Annotated in this window: 19 protein-coding genes; all 19 read left to right on the top strand. The window is 65.3% G+C overall.

Features of this window, described 5'->3' with window-relative positions:
* Nucleotides 1-89 precede the first annotated feature (89 nt).
* Nucleotides 90-377, top strand: a complete 288-nt coding sequence (locus GTK01_RS16740) for a CRISPR-associated protein Cas2 (protein WP_252928129.1) — start codon at nt 90-92, stop codon at nt 375-377.
* Between the two features lie 283 nt (nt 378-660).
* Nucleotides 661-1,209, top strand: a complete 549-nt coding sequence (locus GTK01_RS16735; RefSeq protein WP_252928127.1) for a hypothetical protein — start codon at nt 661-663, stop codon at nt 1,207-1,209.
* Between the two features lie 208 nt (nt 1,210-1,417).
* The gene (locus GTK01_RS16730) at nt 1,418-1,888 is read left to right on the top strand and encodes a hypothetical protein (RefSeq protein ID WP_252928125.1); all 471 of its coding nucleotides are present in this window, start codon (nt 1,418-1,420) and stop codon (nt 1,886-1,888) included.
* Nucleotides 1,845-3,128, top strand: a complete 1,284-nt coding sequence (locus tag GTK01_RS16725) for a DNA-packaging protein (protein ID WP_371924379.1) — start codon at nt 1,845-1,847, stop codon at nt 3,126-3,128. The genes GTK01_RS16730 and GTK01_RS16725 overlap by 44 nt, the downstream gene beginning before the upstream one ends.
* Before the next feature lie 11 nt (nt 3,129-3,139).
* Entirely contained in the window at nt 3,140-4,324 is a 1,185-nt protein-coding gene (locus tag GTK01_RS16720; RefSeq protein ID WP_252928112.1) for a phage portal protein, read from the top strand.
* 11 nt (nt 4,325-4,335) lie between these two features.
* On the top strand, nt 4,336-4,668 hold the full coding sequence (locus tag GTK01_RS16715; protein ID WP_371924377.1) for a DUF6107 family protein: 333 nt from the start codon (nt 4,336-4,338) through the stop codon (nt 4,666-4,668).
* Nucleotides 4,665-5,339, top strand: coding sequence for an HK97 family phage prohead protease (locus tag GTK01_RS16710; protein ID WP_252928110.1), 675 nt, complete (start codon nt 4,665-4,667; stop codon nt 5,337-5,339). Before GTK01_RS16715 ends, GTK01_RS16710 begins: the two co-directional genes overlap by 4 nt.
* Nucleotides 5,309-6,571 (top strand): phage major capsid protein, encoded by a 1,263-nt coding sequence (locus GTK01_RS16705; protein ID WP_371924378.1) that lies wholly within the window; start codon nt 5,309-5,311, stop codon nt 6,569-6,571. Before GTK01_RS16710 ends, GTK01_RS16705 begins: the two co-directional genes overlap by 31 nt.
* An 89-nt stretch (nt 6,572-6,660) precedes the next feature.
* The gene (locus tag GTK01_RS16700) at nt 6,661-7,233 is read left to right on the top strand and encodes a head-tail connector protein (protein WP_252928106.1); all 573 of its coding nucleotides are present in this window, start codon (nt 6,661-6,663) and stop codon (nt 7,231-7,233) included.
* Nucleotides 7,233-7,565, top strand: coding sequence for a phage head closure protein (locus tag GTK01_RS16695; RefSeq protein WP_252928103.1), 333 nt, complete (start codon nt 7,233-7,235; stop codon nt 7,563-7,565). The genes GTK01_RS16700 and GTK01_RS16695 overlap by 1 nt, the downstream gene beginning before the upstream one ends.
* Nucleotides 7,562-7,714, top strand: coding sequence for a hypothetical protein (locus GTK01_RS16690; RefSeq protein ID WP_252928101.1), 153 nt, complete (start codon nt 7,562-7,564; stop codon nt 7,712-7,714). Before GTK01_RS16695 ends, GTK01_RS16690 begins: the two co-directional genes overlap by 4 nt.
* Nucleotides 7,683-8,105, top strand: coding sequence for a DUF3168 domain-containing protein (locus GTK01_RS16685; protein ID WP_252928099.1), 423 nt, complete (start codon nt 7,683-7,685; stop codon nt 8,103-8,105). Before GTK01_RS16690 ends, GTK01_RS16685 begins: the two co-directional genes overlap by 32 nt.
* Before the next feature lie 39 nt (nt 8,106-8,144).
* Nucleotides 8,145-8,561 (top strand): phage major tail protein, TP901-1 family, encoded by a 417-nt coding sequence (locus GTK01_RS16680; protein ID WP_252928097.1) that lies wholly within the window; start codon nt 8,145-8,147, stop codon nt 8,559-8,561.
* Complete coding sequence (locus GTK01_RS16675) at nt 8,558-8,908, top strand: gene transfer agent family protein (protein WP_252928095.1); 351 nt, start codon at nt 8,558-8,560, stop codon at nt 8,906-8,908. Before GTK01_RS16680 ends, GTK01_RS16675 begins: the two co-directional genes overlap by 4 nt.
* Complete coding sequence (locus GTK01_RS16670; RefSeq protein WP_371924376.1) at nt 8,905-9,111, top strand: phage tail assembly chaperone; 207 nt, start codon at nt 8,905-8,907, stop codon at nt 9,109-9,111. Before GTK01_RS16675 ends, GTK01_RS16670 begins: the two co-directional genes overlap by 4 nt.
* A gap of 14 nt (nt 9,112-9,125) precedes the next feature.
* A complete protein-coding gene (locus GTK01_RS16665) occupies nt 9,126-9,689 on the top strand; it encodes a phage tail tape measure protein (RefSeq protein WP_252928094.1) in 564 nt (187 codons plus the stop codon).
* A 4-nt stretch (nt 9,690-9,693) separates the two neighbouring features.
* Nucleotides 9,694-10,329 (top strand): DUF2460 domain-containing protein, encoded by a 636-nt coding sequence (locus GTK01_RS16660; protein WP_252928092.1) that lies wholly within the window; start codon nt 9,694-9,696, stop codon nt 10,327-10,329.
* On the top strand, nt 10,326-11,156 hold the full coding sequence (locus GTK01_RS16655; protein ID WP_252928091.1) for a DUF2163 domain-containing protein: 831 nt from the start codon (nt 10,326-10,328) through the stop codon (nt 11,154-11,156). The genes GTK01_RS16660 and GTK01_RS16655 overlap by 4 nt, the downstream gene beginning before the upstream one ends.
* Nucleotides 11,153-11,575, top strand: a complete 423-nt coding sequence (locus GTK01_RS16650; protein ID WP_252928089.1) for an NlpC/P60 family protein — start codon at nt 11,153-11,155, stop codon at nt 11,573-11,575. Before GTK01_RS16655 ends, GTK01_RS16650 begins: the two co-directional genes overlap by 4 nt.
* The last annotated feature ends 11 nt before the right edge of the window (nt 11,576-11,586 follow it).

Below are 11,586 nucleotides of genomic sequence, written 5' to 3'. Positions count from 1 at the left end.
GCTCAGCCGTACATAACGCTCGTCAATATCCCAGAACCCAACCTGTCCCCGCATCTGCAGCCTCCCGCAAATCACCGGAAGATTGAATCATGAAACGGGCGAGATGGGGAGGTTCTTCGAGGTCTCCAATTGGCTACGACCTTATCAGGCGAAAGGACTACCCGAAGCTTTGGGAAGAAATGGAGCGTTTGAGCGCCCATAAAGCCATCAGAGACTTCTATCTAGCCAATCTCAATAACACGGCCGTTGAGGTGCGAAATCATTTAAGGAGCTTCGTTGATGAAGATGACCGCGTGATCGTCATCGAGTTTAGCAAGAAGCCACAATTCACAATGGCCTTAGAGGGTACAAACGACTGGATCGCTGAGAACTGCTAGCCCCCACTCATTCGGGCTTTGATCTCGGTCACCCCTCGGGCACCGCTAACATCCCAAGCGAATGTTCCTAATAGCCGCGGAACTGCATCCGCGCTCAATCTTCGCATCGCTGTCCTGTTGTTTGCCACCCTTCTCGGTCTCAGCGTCGCGAGCGGGGTTCAACAGGTGGCGGGGAACCTCGTCGCCCTTTTCCTAGTCTTTGTCGTCGGGAGATTCTGACATGCCGCCACAACCGCTTGCGAGGGTTTCATCTAATGCTAGCATCTGGATCGGAAATGCTGGGATGCCGTTGTTCGATAAAAACCCCGCCTTGGGGCTTCTCGCAATGGAGGCAATTGCAAGTTGGTCGAACGTAGAAAACTTCCTCCTCGGACTCTACCTCGAACTGCTTGGGGGCGCGGGTGACCGCGCTGCAATAGCGTATCTCGCAATCGAAACTCAGTCGGCCAAAACTCAAGCTATAAACGCAGTGGCAAGGAGCGTCCTAAGTGACGAACATTCCCGCCTGTTAGCAGCGATCCTAGCCGTCGCCAAGACAAGCCAGAAAAGCCGAGATAAGTTAGCCCATCATGTCTGGGGGTTCAGCCCAGACCTCCCGGCCGCACTGCTGCTAATCGACCCTCGGGTGGCAGCCCGCGAAACAGAACCGGAGGAGTACCGCAAGCATGTGATGGTCTATCGAGAGCTGGACTTCCGGGAGATCATTGATCTCAACAACCGCATTTGCGGCTGGGGGCTCGACCTGCGCTTCATTCTGATGGGTCATGTCGCGAACGGAAATGGCGCCATTTACGACGCGCTATGCGCGGAACCTGAATTCGAGAAAGGCTAGATCGTCGCGCTTCCCAAGACCGATCTCCTCGCGAAGGATAGTGCAACCTCCATTTTTCAATGACGGCTGCAATGCCCAGAGATAGGAAAATAATCCTTGACACCGTAACGGTGCATCTGTAGGTTACGGGCATGGTCGCATTATTGCGGCTGGGGCGGAGCGGGAAGCTCGCCGAAGATCATCTCACATAGATGCCGAGAGGGGATAAATGGGGAGCGCAGAGAGCGTTTTCGCCGCGATGCGGCATGTCCATGAGGGCGGGGAGGCGTCGCTGGAGAACCTGACGATGATCGCGGGGCGCTCGCTGCGGATGGTGCGGATGCGGGCCGAGGCGGAGGGGTGGCGGCCGGTCGCGGCCGGCAGCGTGGCCGAGCGGAGGCGCCGGATCGACGTCCAGTACGACCGGCTGATCGCCGAGATCGAGCGGTTGACGCTTGGAAGCGAAGACGGGGAGGGGCTGACCTTCGACAAGGCGCGCGTCGACACCATCATGGCGATGGTGCGGGCGCTGGAGAAAATCGGCGAAACCATGCGCTCCGACGAGGACGCAAAGGACAAGCAGATCAAAGACGATGCCGAACTTGCCGCCGCTCTCAAGCGGATCGACGACCGAATTCGCGAACTCGCCCGATATCATGCAGGAAGACTGGGCAGCGCAGAACCTGACGGCGCATGTTGAGGCGCTGACGCGCGGCGAATGGGTGCGCGACTGCCACGGCGCGCAATATGTGCTGAAAACGAACAAGCCGACCTGGCTGGTGCTGGGCGGACGCGGCGCGGGAAAGACACGGCTCGGCACCGAATGGGTGAACGCGCTGGTGCGCGGGCTGCCGCCCTTCAGCTTCGGCAGCAAACATGGCCGCATCGCGCTGATCGGCGAGACGCTGGGCGATGTGCGCGAGGTGATGATCGAGGGCGCTTCGGGCATCATCACGCAGGCGCGGGGCAACCGCCCGCGTTACGAGGCCGGGCGGCGCCGGCTGGTCTGGGACAGCGGCGCGGTGGCCTATGCTTTTTCGTCGGAAGACCCCGAGAGCCTGCGCGGGCCGCAATTCGATGCGGCCTGGTGCGACGAGTTGGCGAAGTGGCGGCATCCGCAGGAATGTTTCGACATGCTGCAATTCGGTTTGCGGCTCGGCGAGCGGCCGGCGCAGATCGTCACGACGACGCCGCGGCCGATCCCGCTGGTGAAGGCGCTGATCGCCGATCCTGACGTGACGGTGACGCGGCTGAAGACGATGGACAATAGCGGCAATCTGGCGGCCGGGTTCATCGAGGCGATCCGCAGGCGCTATGCCGGATCGCGGCTCGAACGGCAGGAACTCGATGGCGAACTGATCGAGGATCGCGACGACGCGCTGTGGTCGCGCGCCCAGCTCGAGGCGGCACGGCTCGACGGCCGGCCGCAAATGGCGCGGATTGTGGTCGCGGTCGACCCGCCGGCAAGTTCGGGCAGGCAAGCGGATGCGTGCGGGATCGTGGTTGCCGGATTGTGCGACGACGGGCGGGCGGTCGTGCTGGAGGATGCGACGGTGCAGGGGCTGAAGCCGCAGGGCTGGGCCGCGCGGATCGTCGAGGCCTACCAGCGGCATGAAGCGGATTGCGTGGTGGCGGAGGTGAACCAGGGCGGCGACATGGTCGGCGCGGTGCTTTCGGCGGTCGATGCGAGCCTGCCGATCAAGGCGGTGCGCGCTTCGCGCGGCAAGTGGCTGCGCGCCGAGCCGGTGGCCGCGCTCTATCATCAGGGCAAGGTGGTGCATGCGCGCCGCTTTGCCGAGCTGGAAGACGAAATGTGCGATTTCGGGCCGCAGGGTCTGTCGAACGGACGCTCGCCCGACCGGCTCGACGCACTCGTCTGGGCGCTGAATGAACTTCTTCTGGGACGCGGGCACGAACCGCGCATCCGCAAACTCACCTGAAGGAATAGCCGATGGGATGGAAATGGCCTTGGGCGCGGCGCCCTGAGGACGATGGCGCGCGGCTGGAAACCCGCTCCGCGAGCCTGTCCCCAGGCTTTGTCGCCCTCCACATGAATGGCGGGGCGGTGTGGACGCGCGGCGACTATGCGGCGCTTGCCCGCGAGGGCTTCATGCGCAATCCGGTGGTGCATCGCTCGGTGCGCATGATCGCGCAGGCGGCGGCGACGATCCCCTGGCTGCTCTACGAGGACGGCGAGGAACTGACCGAGCATCCGCTGCTCGATCTCATCGCGCGGCCGAATGCCCGCCAGTCCGGGCCGGCCTTCCTCGAAGGGCTCTACGGGCACCTGATGATGGCCGGGAACGCCTATGCCGAACTGGTCGAGACGCCGTCCGGTGCGCGCGAACTGCATCTGTTGCGTCCGGACCGGGTGACGGTCGCGTCCGATCGTTCCGGCTGGCCGGTGGCGCTCGAGGAGCGGCAGGGCGCGCAAACGCGGCGCGTGGCGTTGGGCTTGAGCGACACCGGCGGGGCGCATCACTTCGCGCTCTTCCATCCGCTCGACGACCATTACGGCTTTCCGCCGCTGCAGGCGGCGACGATGGCCCTCGACGTGCACAATGGGACGGGACGCTGGAACAAGGCGCTGCTCGACAATTCGGCACGGCCTTCCGGAGCGCTCGTCTATGCGCCGAAGGAAGGGGGGAACCTGACCGAAGACCAGTACGAGCGGCTGAAGGCGGAACTGGAGGAGGGCTATACGGGCGCGGTGCGGGCCGGGCGGCCGCTGCTTTTGGAAGGCGGGCTCGACTGGAAGGCGATGGGGCTGACGCTTCGCGACATGGATTTCATCGAGGCGAAGAATGCGGCGAGCCGCGAAATCGCGCTCGCCTTTGGGATTCCGCCGATGATCCTCGGCATTCCCGGCGACAACACCTATGCGAACTATCAGGAGGCGAACCGCGCTTTCTACCGCCTGACCGTGCTGCCGCTCGTGGAGCGCATCGCGCAGGAACTGGGTGGCTGGCTGGCACCGCGCTTCGGGCGCAGGTTGAAGCTGAATTTCGATGCCGACCGTATCGAAGGCCTGTCGGCCGAGCGCGAGGCGCTGTGGGCCCGGGTCGGCACGGCGCAATTCCTGACCGACGCGGAAAAGCGCGAGGCGGTGGGCTACGGCCCGCGGCCTGCCGCTTGAAGGAGGGTGCAATGAACCTTGCCATGGAAACGGCCTGGCTGTGGCTGGCCAAATTCGCCGGCGCGATTGCCGGTTCGGCGATCTCGGTCGCCTATGTCCTGCCGCGCGGGCGGCGCGAGGCGGCGCTGCGGTTTACCGTCGGCGTCGTCTCCGGCCTGATCTTCGGCGGCGCGGCGGGGCTGAAGATCGCCTCCGAACTCGATGTCGGATCGTCGCTGGGCGCCTTCGAGATCATGCTGATGGGATCGGCGGCAGCGAGCCTCAGCGCCTGGTGGGCGCTCGGCCTCGTGATGCAGCTCTTCGACCGGGCGGACAGGAAAAGCGAGCGGGGCGACGGGGCATGACGGTCAGCACGATGAAACTGGAGCGCAAGCTGATCGACGTGACCATCGACGGCGTGGACGAGGCTGGCATGTTCGAGGGCTATGCGAGCCTGTTCGACCGGATCGACATGAGCCGCGACATCGTCGAGCGCGGGGCCTTTGCGAAAGCGCTGGCAAAGAAGGGGCCGGGGGGCATCCGCATGCTCTTCCAGCACGATCCGGCGCAGCCGATCGGCGCCTGGACGGATATCTCGGAGGACGCGTTCGGGCTGAAGGTGCGCGGGCGGTTGTCGGCCGGCTCGGCGAGGGGGCGCGAAGTGCGCGAACTGATCCGCGACGGCGCGCTCGACGGGCTGTCGATCGGCTTCAAGGTCGCACGCGGCCACACCGATCCGAAGACCGGCATCCGGCACATCAAGGAAGCCGATCTCTGGGAGATTTCGGTCGTGACCTTCCCCATGCAGGAGGGCGCGCGGATCGCCAAGGGCGCGGGGCTGCCGACGACACGCGAATTCGAACGCTGGCTGACGCGGGACGCGCAGCTGACGCGCAAGGAGGCGAGGCATGTGGTGGCGCTTGGCTTTGCCAGCTTGAGGCGCGCGCGGGATGCCGCGCCGGACCCAAAAACGAGCCTGGCGGAGCGCATTCGCCTGGCGACACGATCCCTCAATCAAAGGACCAGTCCTCGATGATTCAATCCATCGAAACCAAGGCGGCAACCGCCGAGATCGCCGATGCCTTCGACGACCTGATGACGACGTTCGGCGCGTTTCGCGAGGCGAATGACAGCCGTCTGGCGCAGATCGAAAAGCGCATGAGCGCCGACGTCATCACCACCGACAAGGTGGAGCGCCTGTCGGCCGCGCTCGACCGTCAGCAGCGCGCGCTCGACGAAATGAGCCTGAAGCGGGCGCGCCCGCATCTGGGCGGCGAACGCGGGACCGGCGTCGCGCTCGAGCACAAGCATGCCTTCGACACCTATGTGCGCGCCGGCGAGGACCGCACGCTGCGCGATCTCGAGCAGAAGGCGATGAGCTACGGCTCAGGCCAGGATGGCGGGTATCTCGTGCCCGACGAGATCGAGACGGCGATTGGATCGCGGCTGCGCGAACTGTCGCCTATCCGCTCGATCGCGACGGTGCGGCAGGTTTCCGGCGCGGTGCTGAAGAAGCCCTTCGCGGTGAACGGGCCGACGGTCGGCTGGGTGGGCGAGACGGCGGCGCGTCCGCAGACCGGCACGGCGGCGCTGCAGGAGATGCAGTTCCCCACCATGGAACTTTACGCCATGCCGGCGGCGACGGCGGCGCTTCTGGAAGATTCGATTGTCGATCTTGGCGACTGGATCACGGCGGAGGTGGAGACGGCGTTTGCCGAGCAGGAAGGCGCGGCCTTCATCAATGGCGACGGCATCAACAAGCCGCGCGGTTTCCTCGACTACGGTTCGGTGGCGGAAGGTGTCTGGGCCTGGGGTAGCCTTGGCCACGTCCTGACGGGCGTGGCTGGCGCACTGCCGGTGGAGGATGCATCGGATGTGCTGATCGATACGGTCTATGCGCTGAAGAGCGGCTATCGCCAGAACGCCAACTGGGTGATGAACCGCAGGACCCAGGCGACGATCCGGAAGCTGAAGGACGCCGACGGCAACTATCTTTGGCAGCCGCCGGCGACTGCCGGTTCGCGTGCGATGCTGATGGGCTTTTCGGTCGTCGAGGCCGAGGACATGCCCGACATCGGCGCCGATGCGACGCCGATCGCCTTTGGCGATTTCGGCCGTGGCTATCTCGTCGTCGACCGGGCGGGCGTTCGCGTCCTGCGCGACCCCTATTCCGCCAAGCCCTACGTGCTCTTCTACGTGACCAAGCGCGTCGGCGGCGGGGTGCAGGATTTCGACGCGAACAAGCTTCTGAAGTTCGGCATGGCGTAAGGCCGGCTTCTCCTGACTGGCCGAACGACGTGCCCGGCCCCGGCAAGCTTTTGCCGGGGCCTTTTCATTTTCCGATGACCGAGGTGGCGATGACCGCATTTCGAACGACCGGCCCCGTGGGTGAGCCGGTGACGCTGGCCGAGGCCAAGGCGCATCTGCGCGTCCAGCATGACAGCGAGGATGAACTGGTATCGGGCCTGATCCGCGCCGCGCGCGAGGAAGTGGAGGCGGCGACGGGGCTGGCGCTGATGGCGCAGACCTGGCGCAAGGTGCTCGACGCGCTGCCGCGCGACCGGACCGTGCGCCTGGCGCCGCATCCGGTGCGCGAGGTCCTGTCCGTGACCGTCTTCGGCGAGGACGGTGAGGGATCGGTGGTCGATCCGGCGGGCTATGTGGTCGACGCGGTGTCGCGTCCGGCGCGCGTCCATTTCAGGACGCCGCTGGCTCCGACTGCCTCGCTGAACGGCATCGAGATCGATTTCGTCGCGGGTCATGGCGAGGCGGCGACGGACGTGCCCGATTTGCTGAAGCGGGCGGTGCTCATCCTCGTGGCGCACTGGTACGAATTTCGCGGCGTGCACGGGGCGAGGGACCAGCCGGTCTCCTATCCAGCCGGCTACGAGCGGCTGATCGCGCCGTTCAAACGCAGGAGGGTTGAGTGATGGCCGAATTCATCGATCCGGGAATGCTGCGCACCGATCTGATCGTCGAGGATGCCATCGAAAGCGGCGACGGGGCGGGCGGCGTGGTGCGCATGTGGGTCGAGGTTGCGACGCTGTTCGCCCATATCGAGCCGGTTCGGGCCCGCATGCGCTATGGTGCAGACCAACGGCAGGTCGACATCACCCATCGAGTCACCGTGCGCCATCGCGCAGACATCGCGCGCCGCATGCGTTTTCGTCGCGGCGAACGTGTCTTTGCCATCGAGACGATCTCCGATCCGGATGAGACCGGACGGTATCTCGTCTGCGAGACGCGGGAGGCGGGACGATGAAGGCGACCATACGCACGACCAGCGACGATCTCGTGAAGAGCCTGCGCAGCCTTCTGCACGGCTTGGCGGACGACGTTGCGTCAGGCTATCGTGGCGAACGGGGGCGCCGGACGGGCGATGAGGGGACCGATCACAAGCGCGGCACTTGAGCTTCAGCGGGCCGTCTTCGCGTCGTTGCAGGGAAACGCGGAGCTGGAGGTCGCCATGGGCGAGGTCCGGCTCTACGATCAGGCGCCAGCCAACGCGCAGGTCCCCTATCTCACCTTCGGCCGGACCAGCGTCTACGATTGGTCGACCGATACGGAAAGCGGTGCGGAACATCTGGTGACGCTTCATGTCTGGTCGAAGGAACGCGGCAAGAGCCTGTGTCATACGCTGATCGAGACCGTGCGGGCGGCCCTCGATGACGCGGCACTGGTGCTGGACGGCCATGCGCTGATCCGGCTGCGCGCCGAATATTCCGAAGTCCGCTATGAGGACGACAATGACGTCCATCATGGGCTCGTTCGGTTTCGCGCGCTGACCGAAGCGACGAGCTGAATTCACTGACATCGTTGAACATTTTACCTGGAGGCCTTCATGGTTGCTCAGAAGGGCAAGGATCTGTTGCTCAAACTCGACCCGGACGGAACGGGCGCGTTCGTCACCATCGCCGGACTGCGCACCAAGCGGCTGGCGTTCAATTCCGAGACCGTCGACGTCACGAACGCGGATTCGGCGGGGCGATGGCGCGAACTTCTGGCTGGCGCCGGCGTACAGCGCGCCTCGGTCAGCGGATCGGGCATCTTCAAGGACCAGACGTCGGACGCCCTGCTGCGCGCGCGCTTCTTCGAAGGGGCGATCTCGGCCTGGCAACTCGCGATCCCAGATTTCGGCATGATCGAGGGACCGTTCCAGATCACAGCGCTCGAATATGCTGGCAGCCATGATGGCGAAGTGACGTTCGAGGCAGCGCTGGAATCGGCCGGCGCGCTCAGCTTCGCGGAGGCCGCATGAATGTGAATCAGCGGCGCGGCGAGATATCGGCGACGCTCGACGGCCGCGCGTTCCGGCTGTGTTTGACGCTCGGCGCGCTGGCGGAACTCGAAAGCGCGTTTGAGGCGAAAGACCTGGGCGCACTCGTCGAGCGGTTTTCGACCGGCCGACTGTCGGCCGGCGACATGGCGAAGATCATTGGCGCGGGGCTGCGCGGTGGCGGCAATTCAGTTTGCGATGGCGACGTTCTGGCGATGCATTGCGAGGATGGTGTGACCGGCTTCGCTGCGATCGTCTCCGACCTCTTGACCGCGAGCTTCGGCGTGCAGGGCGGCGCCGGGGAGGAGGCGAGGCCCACAAACCCTTGACCGCCGCAGCAGCGCCGATGAGCTGGTTCCCGTGGGACGACGTCCTGGAAACCGGCCTTGGCCTGCTGCGGCTGAAACCGGCCGAACTGTGGGCGATGACACCACGCGAATTCGCTTGGTGCGCCCGGCTCAATCGCGCGGCTCCCCACGCGCCTGCGCGCAACGATCTCGGCGCGCTGATGGCGCGCTTTCCCGATCCCTAAAGGAGTAACCGACGATGGACGAGACGTTCACCGTTTCGATCGAGGCCGACACGGCGCCCTTTGCCGCGGCGTTGTCGAACCTCGAAAAGCTGTCGTCCCGCTTCGGTGACCAGTTGGGCGGGGCGTTGCGGGCGGCGACGGTCAGCGGGCGGTCGCTTGACGACATACTGCGCCGCATCGGCCTCAACATGGCCAGCATGGCGCTGACCCAGGGCCTGAAGCCGCTGAGCGGGCTGGCGTCGAGTGCACTCAGTGGGCTTCTGGGCGGGATCGTACCCTTCGCCAAGGGAGGCGTGCCGGGCTCGATCACGCCGTTCGCGCAGGGCGGCGTCGTGTCCGCTCCGACGCTTTTTCCCATGGCGCGAGGTGCCGGACTGATGGGCGAGGCGGGCGCCGAGGCGATCCTGCCGCTGCAACGCTCCGCCGACGGGCGCCTCGGCGTGGCTGCGAGCGGCGGCGGGTCCGTCAACGTCGTGTTCAACGTGACGGCGGCGGACGCCACCTCGTTCCGCAAATCCGAAGCGCAGATCACCGGCATGCTGGCGCGAGCCGTCTCGCGCGGCACGCGAACCATGTGAGGCCATGATGGATACATTTCACGATCAGCGGTTTCCGACCGCCATCTCCTTCGGCGCGACCGGCGGACCGGAAAGGCGCATCGAGATCGTAACCATGACGTCCGGCGAGGAGCGGCGGAACCTGCGGCAAAGCCGCTCCCGCCGGCGCTTCGACGCGGGAACGGGCCTGCGCGCGCTTGACGATCTCAGCGAGCTCGTTGCCTTCTTCGAGGCACGGCGCGGAGCACTTCACGCTTTCCGCTTTCGCGACCCTTTCGATCATAAATCCGGTGGGTTGGGCGCAGAACCCGAATCGATGGATCAGGAGATCGGGATCGGCGACGGCGCGGCCACGGCGTTTCAGCTTGCCAAGATTTACGGCGGCGGGCCCGAGGCCTACCGGCGCGAGATCACCCTGCCGGTCGCTGGATCGGTGCGAGTGGCCGTGGACGGGTTCGAACTCGGCGCGAGCGCTTTTTCAGTCGATGCCCTGACGGGAATCGTGACGCTCGACGCCGCGCCGGCGCAAGGTAGCGTGGTGACAGCCGGCTTCCTGTTCGACATCGCCGCTCGGTTCGACACGGATCGGCTGGAAATCAGCCTGTCGTCGTTCAAGGCGGGGCATATCCCGTCGATTCCGATCGTCGAGGTGTTCGCATGAGCGATCTGGCGACGACGCTGTGCTTCTGCTGGCGGGTGACCAAAAGGGACGGGACGGCGCTCGGCTTCACGGACCACGACAAGATGCTTTCCTTCGAAGGGACCATTTTCGAACCGCAATCGGGATTTTCCCAGAGCGAGGCGCAATCCTCACTGGGATTGGCGGTGGACACGGCGGAGATCGAGGGGGCGCTGTCGTCCACAAGGCTTTCGGAAGACGAGATCGATGCCGGATTGCTTGACGGTGCGAAGGTCGAGACGTTCCGCGTCGACTGGGCTGCGCCTGACGGGGCCGAGCTGGTCCGCGTATCCGCCATCGGCAAGATCACGCGCCGCGACGGGGCGTTGGTCGCCGAACTCGAAAGCCTCGCGCGCAACCTCGATCGGCCGGCGGGGCGCTATCTGCGGCGAAGCTGCGATGCCGAACTTGGCGACATGCGCTGCGGCGTCGCGATGGCGGGCTTCGCTGCGGCGGGAACGATCGTATCCCGGCAGGCGACGGATACCTATGTCGTCGCCGGGCTCGACGCCTATGCCGATGGCTGGTTCGGTGGCGGGAGATTGACGAGCGAGGGGCACGCCTACCGCGTGACAGCTCACCGGCGCGGAACGGAGGGTGTTCTCGTCAGCCTGGACGACGGCGGCGCCCTTGCGCCGGGAAGCGCGTTCACCATTGCGGCGGGCTGCGACAAGGCGTTTTCGACCTGTCGAGACAAGTTCTTCAACACTCTGAATTTCCGTGGCTTTCCGCATCTGCCGGGCAATGACGTCGCCTATGGCTATGTCAGCGAGGACGGGGTGTTCGACGGCGGGGCGATCGTTCCATGAGGCGCGGGCAAGTCTTGGAGGAGGCGCGACGCTGGATCGGCACGCCCTATCGGCATCAAGGATCGCGGCTGGGCGTGGGATGCGACTGTCTGGGATTGCTGCGCGGTATCTGGCGCAGCCTTTATCGCTGCGAGCCCGAAGCGGTGCCGGCCTATTCGCGCGACTGGGCCGAGGCACGAAGGGACGAGCCGCTGCTGGAGGCCGCGCGGCGGCACATGACGGAGGTCCCGGTACAAGTGGCGATGCCGGGCGATGTGCTGGCCTTCCGCTGGCGCAGGCAACTGCCGGCCAAGCATCTGGCAATCCTCGCCGACGGCGAGACGATCATCCATGCCTATGAAGGCCACGCGGTGGCGGTGTCGCCGCTGGTGCCGGCATGGAAGTCGCGCATCGCGGCGGCCTTTCAATTTCCAGCCTGACCGGGGAACTC

Origin of the sequence: Aliihoeflea sp. 40Bstr573 (assembly GCF_024105655.1) — a bacterium.
Taxonomy (GTDB): Bacteria; Pseudomonadota; Alphaproteobacteria; order Rhizobiales; family Rhizobiaceae; genus Aliihoeflea.
This window is presented reverse-complemented; position numbering and strand designations above follow the sequence as displayed.